9 protein-coding genes and 6 pseudogenes are annotated in these 14,502 nt (G+C 60.8%); 2 read left to right on the forward strand and 13 right to left on the reverse strand.

Annotation, left to right across the window (positions count from 1 at the left end):
• Nucleotides 1-44: 44 nt before the first annotated feature.
• The 10 genes and pseudogenes from KB879_RS33705 to KB879_RS33750 all read right to left on the reverse strand — a co-directional run bounded on the left by KB879_RS33705 (nucleotide 45) and on the right by KB879_RS33750 (nucleotide 10,480).
• Nucleotides 45-1,448, reverse strand: coding sequence for an NAD-dependent succinate-semialdehyde dehydrogenase (locus tag KB879_RS33705; RefSeq protein WP_211983879.1), 1,404 nt, complete (start codon nucleotides 1,446-1,448; stop codon nucleotides 45-47).
• 450 nt (nucleotides 1,449-1,898) lie between these two features.
• Nucleotides 1,899-2,807, reverse strand: coding sequence for a LysR family transcriptional regulator (locus KB879_RS33710; protein WP_211983880.1), 909 nt, complete (start codon nucleotides 2,805-2,807; stop codon nucleotides 1,899-1,901).
• An 87-nt stretch (nucleotides 2,808-2,894) separates the two neighbouring features.
• The gene (locus KB879_RS33715; RefSeq protein ID WP_211983881.1) at nucleotides 2,895-3,770 is read right to left on the reverse strand and encodes a YciI family protein; all 876 of its coding nucleotides are present in this window, start codon (nucleotides 3,768-3,770) and stop codon (nucleotides 2,895-2,897) included.
• A 128-nt stretch (nucleotides 3,771-3,898) separates the two neighbouring features.
• On the reverse strand, nucleotides 3,899-4,489 hold the full coding sequence (locus tag KB879_RS33720) for a TetR/AcrR family transcriptional regulator (protein WP_371827469.1): 591 nt from the start codon (nucleotides 4,487-4,489) through the stop codon (nucleotides 3,899-3,901).
• 91 nt (nucleotides 4,490-4,580) lie between these two features.
• Nucleotides 4,581-5,573, reverse strand: a complete 993-nt coding sequence (locus KB879_RS33725) for a zinc-binding dehydrogenase (protein ID WP_211983883.1) — start codon at nucleotides 5,571-5,573, stop codon at nucleotides 4,581-4,583.
• A gap of 315 nt (nucleotides 5,574-5,888) precedes the next feature.
• Nucleotides 5,889-6,302 (reverse strand): hypothetical protein, encoded by a 414-nt coding sequence (locus tag KB879_RS33730; protein ID WP_211983885.1) that lies wholly within the window; start codon nucleotides 6,300-6,302, stop codon nucleotides 5,889-5,891.
• A gap of 374 nt (nucleotides 6,303-6,676) precedes the next feature.
• Nucleotides 6,677-6,955 (reverse strand): annotated as a pseudogene (locus KB879_RS33735) (alpha/beta fold hydrolase); the annotation flags it as partial.
• A gap of 425 nt (nucleotides 6,956-7,380) precedes the next feature.
• Nucleotides 7,381-8,319: a tripartite tricarboxylate transporter substrate binding protein gene (locus tag KB879_RS33740; protein ID WP_211983889.1), complete on the reverse strand. Its 939-nt coding sequence runs from the start codon at nucleotides 8,317-8,319 to the stop codon at nucleotides 7,381-7,383.
• Between the two features lie 69 nt (nucleotides 8,320-8,388).
• On the reverse strand, nucleotides 8,389-8,982 hold the full coding sequence (locus tag KB879_RS33745) for a UbiX family flavin prenyltransferase (RefSeq protein WP_211983891.1): 594 nt from the start codon (nucleotides 8,980-8,982) through the stop codon (nucleotides 8,389-8,391).
• 4 nt (nucleotides 8,983-8,986) lie between these two features.
• Entirely contained in the window at nucleotides 8,987-10,480 is a 1,494-nt protein-coding gene (locus KB879_RS33750) for a UbiD family decarboxylase (RefSeq protein WP_211983893.1), read from the reverse strand.
• A 354-nt stretch (nucleotides 10,481-10,834) separates the two neighbouring features.
• Here KB879_RS33750 and KB879_RS33755 point away from each other — a divergent pair.
• A pseudogene (locus KB879_RS33755) lies at nucleotides 10,835-10,927 on the forward strand (LysR family transcriptional regulator); the annotation flags it as partial.
• Here the strand turns inward: KB879_RS33755 and KB879_RS33760 are convergent.
• The 3 pseudogenes from KB879_RS33760 to KB879_RS33770 all read right to left on the reverse strand — a co-directional run.
• Nucleotides 10,925-11,212 (reverse strand): annotated as a pseudogene (locus KB879_RS33760) (aldehyde dehydrogenase family protein); the annotation flags it as partial. The pseudogenes KB879_RS33755 and KB879_RS33760 overlap by 3 nt on opposite strands.
• A gap of 255 nt (nucleotides 11,213-11,467) precedes the next feature.
• Nucleotides 11,468-12,201 (reverse strand): annotated as a pseudogene (locus KB879_RS33765) (polysaccharide deacetylase family protein).
• Nucleotides 12,202-12,211: 10 nt separating this feature from the next.
• A pseudogene (locus tag KB879_RS33770) lies at nucleotides 12,212-12,913 on the reverse strand (reverse transcriptase domain-containing protein); the annotation flags it as partial.
• Nucleotides 12,914-13,256: 343 nt separating this feature from the next.
• On the opposite strand from KB879_RS33770, the pseudogene KB879_RS39750 reads away from it, so the two are divergent.
• Nucleotides 13,257-14,345: pseudogene (locus tag KB879_RS39750) on the forward strand (recombinase family protein); the annotation flags it as partial.
• Nucleotides 14,346-14,502 lie beyond the last annotated feature (157 nt).

Genomic DNA, 14,502 nt, shown 5'->3' on the forward strand with positions numbered 1-14,502 from the left:
CGTAAGGCGTCGATATCGATAGCTCAGGAACGAGCCACCGCCTGTCAGCTTCCCTTCGGTTTCGTGGGAAGCGTGCCAACCGGGTCCGTTGTGATCAGCTTTTTGTTCACGAACTCCTCGAATCCGGCCATCGACAGTTCGCGCCCGAATCCAGAGTTCTTGATTCCGCCAAATGGCAACTGAGGCGTCGTCGAGAACGGTCGATTGACAAACACCATGCCGCTGTCGATACGCGCAGCGACCTGCTCGCCGCGCTCAGGATCGGCCGTCATGACGGAGCCACCGAGCCCATATTGCGTATCGTTTGCGAGCCGAATTGCTTCTTCTTCATCTGCAACAACGAAGAAAGAAGCGACAGGGCCGAAGAACTCTTCCTGATAGATCGGCGCGTTCGTGTTGATGTTGCTAAGAATGGTGGGCTCGATATAGAACCCTTCCCGATCAATGCGATGGCCGCCACATTCGATCACTGCGCCGGAATCCACTGCGCGCTGGATTTGGCCAAGAAGATGATCGAGGGCGCGTTCCGACGAAATCGGCCCAAGCGTCGTGTTCGCGTCCGCAGGGTCGCCAGCCTGTAGCGCGCTCATGGCTTTTTTGAAGCCGCTGAGGAATTCCTTCCCGCGCTGATTTCCCACGACAATGATGCGCTTCGAGCCAACGCAGACTTGTCCGCAATTCAGAGTCCGGCCGATTAATGCGGTATTGATGGCCCAATCGAGCGGAGCATCCTCCAGGACGATCATGGCATCGTTGCCACCGAGTTCGAGCACGACCTTTTTCAGATTGCGCCCAGCCCGCTCAGCAACCGCGGCGCCGGCTCTTTCACTGCCCGTGAGGGTGACGCCGCGCACTCGTGGATCATCGATGATCGTCCCGACTTGATCGATCGACGCGAACACGTTGGTGTACACGCCCACCGGTGCACCCGCTTCTTCAAACAGTCGGGCAAAAGCCAGCGCACATTGCGGCACGTTTTCGGCGTGCTTCAAGATGAGCACATTGCCAACCATGAGCTGTGGAGCTGCAACGCGCGCGATCTGGTAGTACGGGTAATTCCAAGGTTCAACACCGAGCAGGATGCCAACTGGATGAACATGGACTTTGGCACCGGACACTTCCGGCACCTGCTTCGGTTCAAGGAATTCTTGCGCGTGCTGCGCGTAATAATCGAGGATACTTGCCGATAACCTCACTTCGACGCGGGCTTCGGCAATCCTCTTTCCCATTTCCATCGTGATAATCTGCGCGTACTCTTCCGCCTTGTCCCGCAGAATGGATGCGGCCTTCGCGATAATCTGCGCACGATCCGCAACGGACCGATGTCGCCAATCCAGTTCAAAAGCATTCTGAGCCGTCACAATAATCTTCGCGATCTCGTGGTCCTTCGCAGCGTCGAACGACTTGACTAGCTTCCCTGTCGCCGGGTTGATTGTCTGGTATTCCATCTGGCGGTCCTCGGTGTGTCAGCGGAACATGGACTGAGTTTCTTCACCGTCCATGCATCGTTAACACATTCTGGAATTCACGCCGGCGGCTGACAATCCCATTGGAAACGGATGCAGCGTTAACTAGTAGTGAACATGACGCCGTCGACACAGGTACCAGGAATGGAGGCATGGCACGTCGCCCAGTGCGCACGTGACGCGGCCTGGAGTGACGCGGGCAGCCGCTTTGGGCGTCATGATGAGGTGTGCGCAGGTGGCTTTTTGGACATGCACGCACTGGTGGCGAGTAGTGTGGTCGCACTGAACCTATGGTTCAAAGGGGCGATTGTCGTGGCGCCCTGCGGCCGCGAGATTGTCGTGATTCCTTGTTGACAGCAGCGGCACAGCAAGTGTGGTGAGGTGTCGAATTGGCGCACCGCGATTTTGAGGGACCGGCGCAATTTGAGGCGCTTATTTCCAGCTCTCAGCGTATTCCCTCAATTCCTTTTCAAGAAACTCTATCAGCGCCCGCTTTGCGGGTGACGGGAAATGGCTGGGCAGCGTGAGAATGTACAGGCTGTTTAGTTGCCCGACGATCCGGTACTGCGGAAGTACTTGCTGGAGATTTTGGGCGGTCGACCCGCGCATGGCGTATTTCGGCAGAATGCCGATTCCCATGCCTTCGAGCACAGCATCGAGAATAAATGGGTAGTCTGCCGATTGCAGCGTTGGCTGGATATGGATGAGCTGGGCGTCTGTATCGTCACTTCGATTTCGAAGCTCGATCGTCGTTTCCTGGCTCGGCGGCAGCCCGATAAAAACCTGCGACGCGAGGTCTGCAGGATGGTTAATCGGTCCGTGTCTCATAAAATAATCCGCGGATGCGCAAAGGACCCAGTCAATGGAGCAAACTTCACGTGCGACGTAATCCAAAGGCGGTGTTCGCTCGATGCGAAGCGCGATATCGATTTCGGAAGCGATAAGATCTTCGACCCTGTTATTGAAGGTGATCGTCAGCGATATTCCGGGGTGAATCCGCGCGAACTCACGTAGCTTCGGCCCGACGAACAGCCTGCCAATTCCGGTGGGTACGCTGATGCGAATCCGACCCGTCAGCGTGTGCCCAAGCATGTCGATGGATGCGCGGGCGTTGTCCAGATCATCAAGCGTTCGCCGTCCGGCGGCATAGAGTACCTGGCCCGCTTCGGTCAACTCGAAACTGCGTGCCGATCGTCGAACAAGTTGCGCGCGTGTTTCGCGCTCGAGAACCTTGAGTCTCTGGCTGATGTTTGACTTCGACATATCGAGCTTGCGCGCTGCCGCAGCCAGGCCATGGCACTCCACAATCTCAACGAATAGCGTGATCAGGTTCAGGTCCATTCGGCGTACTCGATACGTGGCGGAACCAGGTGCGCTTTCGCCCTTATGACCGGGCATTATCCACGCAAGGCCCGGTCAGTATGCGCTTCAACGTTTCTCGATCAATCCTGCATTCAATCCGAACAGCCGCCACTCTGAAAGCGCGTAAGTTTCGTACACGCCCTCGGCGTGGTACGGGTCCTCTAATACCAGCGCCATCGCCTCGTCTTTCGACTGTGCCCGATAAATGAGCAGCGCGCCCGAGTCGTCTGCGAAAGGACCACCAATCATCAGCGCGCCTTTCGCCCTGATCGCCCGCGCATACGACCGGTGCGCAGGCCTCACCCGCTCGATGCGCGAGTGGTCGGAAACGTATTTCGCGTAATTGACATAAAGCCTCGCGGGGCGTGCGTCCGGTGCGACCGACGTAGCACCAGAGGCGCGCAGTTCCTTGGGCTGAGCTTGCCGATCCGCCGTGACGAGCGAAGCGGCAAGGGTCTTGACGTCGACATTTCTGCTAAGCACGGCCCACTCCGCCAGGCGATAGTCCGCGATCGCACCTTGCAGAACGAACGGATCTCTTTGCGCTAACGTCTCTGCTTCCTGTTCAGACGCAACCTGATAAACGAGCAGGACACCGCCGGCCCGCCCGTCGTCGTCGAGCAACGGCCCCCCCATCACTAGCCGGTCGTGTTCGCGAAGTGCATCTGCATAAGCAACGTGTTCGGCTCGGGACGCGTTCACTCTGTCCTGATCGTGAACGTACTTCGCGTAGTTCACGATTTTCATTGCGCCAGGATCTCCTGACAGGACTTCAGAAAGTGTGGGAAGCGTAGGCGCCGCGCCTTGCTCGGCAGCGTGGTGGGAGAGCGAGGACGCTGCCACGGCCGAGCGCATGTCGGCAAGCGCAAGGCCTGCGACGCCTGCGGCGGCGGATACAAGGAAGCGGCGGCGTGACAGATCTTGTGACACGATGTTGTCCATGAGTTGGGGTATCTGTGATGACGGTTGGTTAGTGCGCTTCAGTGCCGAGGATGAACTCGCGAGCCAGCCGGCGAGGAACGATCCGCGCATTCTCGGTGACGTGGCGCAGCCAGATATCGAATGTCGTTTTACTGTCCCTTCGATGCTTTCACCAGTACGGCATGCACCGCCTTCAGTATTTCATCGGACAACGACGGGTCGCTTTTGGCGACAGCGCGGGCGGCAGCCATTGCCCCGATTTCCGCCGCGACAATGGTCATCGCCAGACGGCGCCGTTCGGCCTCGGGCATAGCTTCGTCAAGCACGGCCTCGAATGCGCTCGCCTTGTCCTGAAACCCTTGGGCGAAGCGCGCGCTGATGTCCTTTCCATGTCGCCCGATTTCGCTAGCCGAGGCCGTCATCGGGCAACTCATGCCGGGATCGTCACGTCTTTGCGGCGAAAGCAAATAGTCGAGATATGCCGACACGCTGCGCGTGCGACGCGTTGCCTCGCCCCGGAACGCTTCGCGGCTCCGCGCCAGGCCCTGCGAAAAGGCTTCCGTCGCCAGATCGTCCTTCGAGCGAAAATGCGCATACAGCGCCCCATGGGTCAGCCCGGCTTCGCGCGCGATTTCCGCAACACCCACGCCATCGATACCTCGTTCGCGAAACAACCGGCCAGCCGTGGCCAGCAAGGCCGCGCGGTTCTCGTCGGATTGCTCTCGTCGTACATACACCATGAATGTCCCCCTATTGCTTCGGTGTCAGACCACGTTCCAGACTGATGCACATGAGCATGCGGTCTCGTCGAACTCTGGAAACGGCTTTGGACTACGGTCTCAGGACAACCGCTCCGATCACCTCCCTGCCTTCGAGCATTCGGTGTGCGCGACTTGCTTCGGCGAGCGGGACCTCTTCAGCGATCCGAACGTTGATGTTCCTGGCGACCACGTGGTCAACCAGGAACTGGAGGCCTTGACTCGTTCTTTCGACATCAGCGTAGAGCACCGGCAAGTAGAATCCGGCGAGACTTTGGCATCGGGTCATCAAGCGACGGGGTTCGACAGGTTTTCCGGGGCCACGGGCCGAACCAAAGATGACGCAGCGTCCGAAGTCGGCCAGGCATTCAAAGTTTCGTTCGAACACATCCCCGCCAATTGACTCCAACAGCACATCCACACCGCGACCCCTCGTCGCCTGCAGTACCTTACTGGGCCAGTCGGGTCTTTCATAGTCGATCGCGAAATCTGCGCCCATTGCGAGCGCATAATCACGTTTCTCTGGTGTTGCCGCGGTCGCTATGACGGGGCCGGCACCGATGATTTTCGCGATCTGGACCGCAATGCTGCCGACCCCGCCGCCGGCCGCATGCACGAGGATGCTTTCCCCCGTTTTGAGCGCCGTTGACGCTGTCAGCAGACAGTAGGCGGTTAGCCCTTGCATGGGAATAGCGGCCAGCACCGCTTCGTCGGCATCATCGGGGACCACGACGCAGTCCGGCCCCGGTGCTATCAGGTATTCGGCATAAGCCCCTTTCCGGACGTGCGCAACGACCTTCCGTCCATGCAAGGCCCGGTTTGCCGTCGGGCCAAGCGCGACGACCTTTCCGACGGCCTGTGAGCCTGGAACGTGAGGAAATGAGATGCCCCCAACACGTGTCGCCGCCTGATTGTAGACACCGAGGCGCTGCCGCACGTCGACGAAGCTGACGCCAGCCGCAGCGACCTCAATCAGAACCTCGTCATCGCGCGGAACTGGAACTTCAACATCAGAGAAGCCGAGCACATCTGCTTCGCCAAATGCATTCAATTGAATGGCTTTCATACTTTCCTTTTGCTCGACTCAAGGACGATTCCGTTCAACTCAGTCTAGGATTAATTGCGGTCGCAATCAAGATAGGCATAAACCCATGGCGCGCCGGGTATCGAGTCGCACCGAGATGGCGTGATCAACGCCGTAATTCGAGAGAAGAAAAATTCACATTGAAGGCAGCGGCCCAGTCGCGTACCGCACAAGCGCTGAGGCGCCACTGGTCTTGAGCTCGCGAGGCGTCAATGGGTTCGAAGGCATCGCCGCTGCCAGTACGCCCTTACCGCGCCCGCGCCATGGCCACGCTGACGCCGATTCGCGATCGTAACCTCAGGCCTCGGGCTCGTAGTCCCACATGCCGACACCCAGGCTATCGCCCAAGCTTGCCTTCATCCTGTCCCGAAAGATGCGCAATGCGGGGTAAGGGCGAAAAGCGATGGTCCGCTCGACCAAGAGGCCGTTAGCGTCGTCCACCAGCAACTCCAGGCTCTCGAGTGGATGACCGTCAATCGTGCCTTTCCAGCGCAGCAGTGTGGTGTTGGCGTCAATCTTGCACTCGAGGACGTACTCGCCCGGACTTCCTCGGGTGGTGCTGGATTGGACCAAAGTTCGGGCGACTGCGTCGCGCCCAACAATGGGGCGTACAAGCAGCGGGCTGTTGAAGACGACGTCCTCCGCGAGGATGGCGGCAATCGCCTCATACGTGGGAGCGCTCGATTCCCTGAGCTGACGAAGTGGGTGCATGTGATGTGCCTCCTGGTTGGGGTGTGCCCCCGTCTAGTCTTTCAAAAAACCGTCTCGCTCCGGCGGCTTCAAATTTGATGAACGCGTGGTTGGATACGGAAAACGGGTTCAGATTGTGCCGGAGCCGCGCTGCATAACCAGCGCATACCAAGTGCCAACTGCTTATCGGGTCTCCTGAATCTCTTCGCCATCCTTACATCGTTGGCTCATTCTGGATTTGACCCGGCCGCCTGACAATCCCATTGGGACAGGACGCAGCGTTCACCGCCAGTTAACGTGGAGCCGTCAACATCAGTCTCCCAAATCGGATGGGCAGGCACGTCGTTCAGTGCGCAATTTGGGTGCCGATGCTCATTCGACGCAACTTCCTTTTCTTACCTGCGCGCCTCAACCGCGTGCACGGCATCGAGAACGACCTTTGCCACTTCCTCGAGTCGCGACTGCTGGGGGACATGGCTTGTCGGGAGACTCGTCACCCGTGCGCCAATCTTCTTCGCCATGGCCCGCTCCAGATCCGGCTGGATCATCCGGTCGTGTTCGCTGACGATGTACCACGAAGGCTTCTCAGCCCAGGCAGCAACCGTCGTCTTTTCGCCAAATGCCGTGGCCTTGATCGGCCCCTGCGTGGCCGCCATGACGCGCGCCTGCGCGGCCTAGCTTGAGTCGGTCATTCGAAACCGGCTTGCGCCATTCAAGAAACTGGACGCCGTCGAATCGCGTTCATACCGATATGCCCCAGACCCACTGATCTCGAAATCACACTGACGAGGCGCGCTGTACAAATGGCTGCGCAGACGACGATCGCCACCCTCCCCCTCCGTTGACCGGGGTCGGCCATAAGCGACGCTCGCCGATGCGCCAGGCCGGACATCCGAATGTCTGCTACGAGCAAATAGCGGCCCCGCCCGTCGTTGACATTCAGGGCGGAGCCTCCGCTGTTTCCCTTTTTCTAACTAGCCACCTTCAGCAGAATTTTTCCGCCCTTCTCGGCATGGACGATCGCAGCACCGATTTCCTCGAGTCCGTATTCCGCCGCGATGGGAACTGACATCTCGCCCGATACCACCATCTGCGCGGCTCACACCACCTGCTTCCACTTCGCCAGTTCCTTGCCGATAAACGCAGAGAAGTCGGCGGGGCTGCCGCCGTCGGGGCGCACGCCCTGCTCGTGGAAGATATTGCGCACATCCGCCGTGCGCAGCGCGTCGTTGATCTGCGCATTCAGCTTTCGCACGATCTCCGGGGGCGTGCCGGCCGGCGCGACAATGCCGTGCCAGGATGACGCGTCGTAGCCGGGCAGGCCGCTCTCGGCCATGGTGGGCACCGTGGAAAGCGACGCAAAGCGGCTCCGGTCGGCGACGGCAAGCGCGCGCACCTTGCCGGACTTCACGAAAGGCAGCACATGGGGCAACGCGTCGAAGGCCACTTCGACCTGCCCGCCGGCCAGATCGGTCAGCATGGGCGTGCTGCCCTTGTAGGGAACCTGGGCGAGCGTGACGCCGGCACTGCGCTCGAACAGCGCCATGGCAAGGTGGTTGGACGAGCCGCTGCCCGACGAGCCGTAGTTGATCTTGCCGGGCGTGCCCTTAGCGGATTTGACAAGATCGTCCACGGAGCGGATCGGCGATCCGTTGGTCACCACAAGGGTCATCGGCGACTGGCCTGCCAGGATGACGGGCGTGAAGTCCTTGAGGGTGTCGTACGGCAGTGACTTATAGAGCCAGGGATTGGCACCGAAGGGGAACTGCACCACCAGCAGCGTGTAGCCATCGGGCGCGGCCTTGGCCACGAACGAGGTGCCGATGATGGTGCCCGCGCCAGGCTTGTTGTCCACCACCACGGGCTGGCCCCAGGCTGCGGTGAGCCTGCTGCCGACGATGCGGGCCAGCGTGTCGTTGAAACCGCCGGGTGGGTACGGCACCACGATGCGGATCGGCTTGGTGGGATAGCCTTGTGCATGGGCAAGCCCCGTCAGCAACAGCAGAGCGAGCCCGGCATGGGCGAGCCAAGTTTTCATGTCTGTCTCCTGCCTGTTCAGTATTCAAAGTTCGGCCGGAATCAGCGCCCCGGTCCGCAGCGCTGGCCGTCAGCCGGCAAAGTCGTGAGCGAGGCCCGACCAGCGGCTGGCCAGCGTGTCGTGCTCGATCTGGAACAGGTCCAGGATGCGGCCCACGGTGTGATTGACCACGTCCTCGATGCTGGTCGGATGTGCGTAGAAGGCGGGCACGGGCGGCATCACGATCGCGCCCATCTCGGTGGCGTGCAGCATGTTGCGCAGGTGCGCGAGGTTCAGCGGGGTTTCGCGCGCCACCAGCACCAGGCGCCGCCGCTCCTTGAGCACCACGTCCGCGGCGCGGGTCAGCAGGTTGTCGGAAAACCCGTTGGCCACCGACGCTAGTGTCTTCATCGAGCACGGGGCGACCACCATGCCCTCGGTCACGAAAGAGCCGCTGGCCACCGCCGCGCCGATATCGCGCACGTTATGCACTACGTCGGCAAGCGCCTCGAGTTCGCTGCGCTTGATGCCGAGTTCCTGGCTCGCGGTGAGCATGCCGGAAGCCGACACGATGAGGTGCGACTCGACGCCGTCCAGGCTGTGCATCGCCTTGAGGAGATTGACGCCGATGGCCGCGCCGCTGGCGCCGGATATGCCGACAATGATGCGTCTCTGGCTGGCCATGGCATCAAGCTCCATCGCCGAGATACGCTTCCCAGTGCGATGGGTCGACCGACACCAGCGCCTGTAAATCGATGGTTGACTCGCCGGGAATCCGCACGCGCGTGAACACATGCGCCGCGTACTTGACCGGGCGGGTCGCGTCCAGCCCCATCTTGGCGCAGATGCCTTGCAGGTGCGGCTCGGGATTATCGATGCCGGCGAGGCTGGCCGCGACGGTCGTGGAGGGGTCGAGCACCGAGCCCTGCGCCCCGGCGATCACCACTAGGTCCTGGTCTGCCTGGAAGCGCGTCGCGACGGCCCATTCCACCTCGGCCGGGTCGTGGACGTCGACATCGGTATCCACCACGACCACCTGCTTGATGTCGTAGTGCGCGCCAAACGCCGAGAGAATGACGTTCTTCGCTTCACCCTCGCGCTTCTTGTCGAGCTTTACATACAAGTGGTACCGGCATACGCCGCCCACCGACAGATGCACATCCTGCACCCCGGGATGGCTGCGCTGCAGATGCGCCAGCAAGGTCGCCTCGCGCGGAATCGCCCCGAGCAGCAGGTGCTCCATCTCCGCCGGCACGATGGTGTGATAGATCGGGCGATGACGGTGCGTTACTGCGTCGACCTGGATGACCTCGCGCGGCTCGGCGCTGCTGTAGTACTTCGGAAACTCGCCAAAGGGCCCTTCCATCTCGCGCTCGCCGGGCAGAAGCCGGCCCTCGATCACGATCTCGGCATTGGCCGGCACACGCACATCGCTGGTGCGGCACTTGATCACGGCAAGCGGCGCGCCGTGCAATGCCCCGGCGATCTCCAACTCGTCATGGTCGATCGGCGTGATGGCCTGCGAAGCCAGCATGGTGAGGGGATCGACGCCGATGACGATTGCAATCGGCAGCGCCTCGCCGCATTCCTCCGCCGCGCGGTAGAACGCATCGAGATGCCGCGGCAGCAGCAGGATGGCCATTCGATCCCCGGCATGCACCTGGATGCGGTGGATCGATACGTTCTGCACGCCGGTGCGCGGGTTGCGCGCGATGGCCAGGCCGGCAGTGATATAGGGGCCGTTGTCATGCTCGCTGTGGGTCGGGATGGGCAACAGCTTGTGTAGGTCCACCTTGTCCAGGTGGATGACCTGCTGGCATGCGGCCTCGCCCTGGGCCACCTCGCTCACCGGCAAAGGCTGCGCGGCGGCGCTGCGCAAGCGCTCGAGCAAGCCGGCCTCGGGCACGCCCATCGCCTCGGCGATCCACGCGCGGCGCGACATGAACCCGCTCACGACCGGAACGGCATGGCCGCCAGGCCGGCGGAAGAATGCCGCGCGCTCGCCATCGAGCCGCTTGGCGACGGCTGCGAGGGTGTGCTCTAGTGCCACCGGCTCGTCGATTGCAGCCAGCCGGTCCGTGTTGCCGAGGTGGCGCAGCCAGCTGCGCAGGGTCAGCGCCCCTTCGGGCAATGGCGCGGCTTGCGGCGTGCTGTTCGTCGTTTCGGCGGGTTTCCTGGGCATGGCGTGACTCCTGGGTCGTCGGTGTGCGGCCCAGGCCAGACTGGTCCAGACTGGCCCCGCCGCACTCAATGTGAGGCAAGCCTAGTCAGGAAGATGCATCAGGTCGAATACTGTTTATTGATCCGAAATATCATAGTTGCTGATATACGTGTTTGACCCGATGACAGGCGAAAGGCACTGAACGCTAATAGAGACCTTGGAAGCCATCTTCGCTTTACAGGGCCGCGCCCGGTGGATTTTGCACCTCAGGCCGATCGCCGGCGCTGGCACCCGGCGCCTTGTAGATCACTGATTTATATCTATTGATTTCACAGTATCATTTTTAATGATAAAAAAATGAGGCGACTCTGGCACATGGATTTAAAGCAGATCCAGTACTTCATCGCACTCTTCAAGGACGGATCAGTCACTCGGGCCGCCAAGCGGCTGCATATCGTGCAGCCTGCCGGGCCCGAGGCACAGCGCGGCAAGGGCCTCGGTCAGGTGCCGGCGCATCTGTGGCGCGATGCCTTCGTGCACCAGTACCCGCCGCGCGGCGGTGCATTGCTGGCCCGAGATGACGGTGGCGGCCAGCGCGAGCCGTTTCGCGACTGCTTGCGCGTCGACGTCGTCGAACACCAGGCAGCACGATTTCCCGCCGAGTTCCAGCGAGAGTTTTTTCATGCTGTCCGCAGCGGCGATCATGATCTTCTTGCCGGTTGCGGTCGATCCTGAGCGCGAAATCACTTGAACTACGCGCTGCGCTGAGCCTTGCACGGCTTGGGCAAGAACCTGGCAAGACGGCATGGCGCCAGGCGCTCGCCGAGATTCTCGGGACCTTCACGGAAGGATTCGACACTGCCGACTTGCAGCGGGCCAGGGCTTTTCTGGATTCCGGAGAATGAACGGAAAGGTCCGTGGGAAGAATACCGGGTTGCCCGGCCCCGCGCACAGATCCCGGCGTGCACGGGTGGGGCCCGGGGTCATCTCTCCCGCAGCGGGGCGTCGCTACACTGCTTCTGCCTGGAAGGGAGGCATTTCATCGAACGCGCGCGCAATGGACTCGAGCGTGGTGAAGCGCAGGCCCATATGGCGCAGCATATGGTCGATAAGCCATGACAGCATGCGCAGCACCTGCGGGCGGCCTGCCACATCGGGATGAAGGCAGAAGGTAAAGACTGCTTCGTCCATGTTTTCGTAGACCCAGTCGAACTGTTCCCGCCAGAGTTCCTCGATATCACGCGGGTTCATGAATCCGTGGCTGTTCGGCGACTTCTTGATGAACATCATCGGTGGCAGGTCATCGAGATACCAGCTCACCGGAATCTCGACCAGGCGCGACTCCTTACCACGGATCATCGGCTTCATCCAGGAAGAAGCCGGCTGCCCGTAATCGATGGTGGTCCACTGGTCGCCGGTACGGAGCCGGTAGCACGACAGATCACGATGCATTATGCTGTGATCGTAGAGGATGCCCCGCTCCAGCAGCAGATCGGGCGTATGTGGGCTCAATTCCCACCAGGGGGCGGCATAAACGACCGGCTTCCTGCGCCTGCGACATCGCCAGAGGGTTCTCATGTTTGTAGCCGTGCAAGCCTACTTCGTGGCCTCGTTCCGCCACCATTGCCATTTCGCGCGGGAAACGTCTCGATCGAGTGCCCGGGAATAAACCACGTGGTCTTGAGCCATTTCCTATCGCGGTAGGAATGTTCATTACTGAACACCCCCCGCACAGATCCCAGCGTGCGCAATTCACGCACTGGGCTCCCACCTTGGGTGATTGACGGCAAAGCGCTGACTGGGCCATGGATGAAGGATTCGAGGTTTCGGGAGCCAGGCAGCCGCGATCTCCGTGATCCGCTCCCACGTCATCCCATCCCTCTGACTGCGTCGCCGGAGCGCGCGCCGCCAGAGATCGACGATATGGTGACGGAAGGCACTCAGCGCCCGCGAATTCGTAGGCACCGCGTGATACGCGAGGAAACCACTGACCACCTGCTTGAGCCACCGTCCCTGGACAGGGATCGGGTCATGCATGCGCCGTCGTAGTTGCTCCTTCACCCGCCTGAGGGCTTCTCGCATGCGGTCGCCGCGCGTCTTCCGGTGAAGCAAGAAGGCGCCGCGACGCGACTTTCCGCAGATGTGGATAAAGCCCAGAAAGGTGAAGGTCTCCGGTTTTCCAAGCCCACGGCGTGCCCTGTTTGCCGCTGCGAAGCGACCAAACTCAAGCAGCCGGGTCTTGTCCGGGTGAAGCGCAAGCGAGAACTGCTCAAACCTTGAACGCAGTGCACCCCAGAAGCGCCGTGCGTCAGTTTCGTGCGCAAAGCCCACAACGATGTCATCTGCATAGCGCAGAATGATGATGTTGCCTTTGGCTTCACGCCGTCGCCATTGCTCGGCCCAGAGATCGAAGACGTAGTGCAGGTATACATTGGCGAGCAGCGGTGATACAACCCCGGCAACAACATAGCAAACTCGCGGGTAAGATGTGGCCTTCGCATATCAAGGGAGTGCCTGGCGCCATGGTCCAGAGAATGTCTTGCCATTGATGCGGTTCTCGTGCTTGAGGCCGTTGCTCCCACTGACTGGGAGTCGCATCGATGACACGGGGACGACGCAAGCACTGGCGAGTGCGTCTCGCTTTTGAGCCGAACCGATATTCCGGCGAACAATTGCAGAAGGCCTACGAACGGCTCAGTCCAGTGGACGCGCGCAGCACTGCGAGGCCATCGGATGCCGAGCCCGAAGTGGCGGCACAACGGGCTATGAAGCGAGGGAAGCGATGAACAACGCTGCCATGGTCGCGCTTTACGCGCGCGTGTCGTCTGAGCAACAAAGCAAACGCGGAACGATTGACAGCCAGATCGCAGCATTGAAGGAGCGGATTCAGGCGGACGGTGCGCAGATTGTGGAGGACCTGTGCTTCATTGATGCCGGGGTGAGCGGTGCAACGCTGGTTAGGCCGCAACTTGAGCGCCTGCGGGACGCCGCCGCACTTGGGACGATCGATCGGCTGTACATCCTGTCGCCAGACCGGCTGGCACGCAAGTACGCGCATCAGGCGCTGCTGATGGAAGAGTTGTCCGCGTGCGGCGTACAGGTGATGTTCCTCAACCACGCAATTGGCACGACGCCGGAAGAGTCACTGCTCTTGCAGATGCAGGGCATGATTGCGGAATACGAGCGGGCCAAGATCGCTGAGCGCAACCGCCGTGGCAAGCTTCACGGTGCCAAACGTGGCAACGTCAATGTGCTATCTGGGGCGCCTTACGGCTATCGCTATATCCGCAGGCAGCTCGACGGGACGCCGGCCCACTACGTCATCGAACTGCCCCAAGCCGCAACGGTAAAAGCGATGTTCCAATGGGTGGGTCTGGAGCGCCTGAGCATCGGAGAAGTGGTACGCCGGCTTGCCGAGGCCGGTACCGAGACGGCTTCGGGTAAGCCGTTCTGGGATCGTAGCGTGGTGTGGGGCATATTGCGCAATCCGGCTTACATGGGACGGGCCGCGTTCGGCAAAACGCAGGTGCGCGATCATCTGCATGTACGCGTACGTGCCCAACGCCACAGCGCTGATGTGCCCAGGAAACCGTATTCGACGATACGCGCGGATCCGCAGCAATGGATCGAAATTCCGGTGCCGGCCATCATCAGTGAAGCGCTGTTTCATACGGTCCAGGAGCAGCTTGCCGAGAACCGCAAGCGTGCACGTCAGAGACGGGATAATGCGCCGCTGCGCCTGCTGCAGGGGCTGACTGTATGCGGACAGTGCCGTTACGCCTATTACGCGAAAAAAGTTAGCAAAGCCGCAGCCAAAGGACATCAGCGGGATTACGCCTATTACCGCTGCGTAGGAACCGACGCCTATCGTTTCGGCGGCGAACGCATCTGTGACAATCTGCAGGTACGAACCGACAAGCTCGACGATCTTGTATGGCAGCAAGTTGTGGAGTTGCTCAGGCAACCAGATCGACTGAGGGGAGAATACGAACGTCGACTGGACGTGTTGGAGCGAAATGAAAAGAACGGCTTCGACACCACCA

Origin of the sequence: Cupriavidus sp. KK10, from assembly GCF_018223725.1 — a bacterium.
In the GTDB taxonomy this organism is placed as follows: domain Bacteria; phylum Pseudomonadota; class Gammaproteobacteria; order Burkholderiales; family Burkholderiaceae; genus Cupriavidus; species Cupriavidus necator.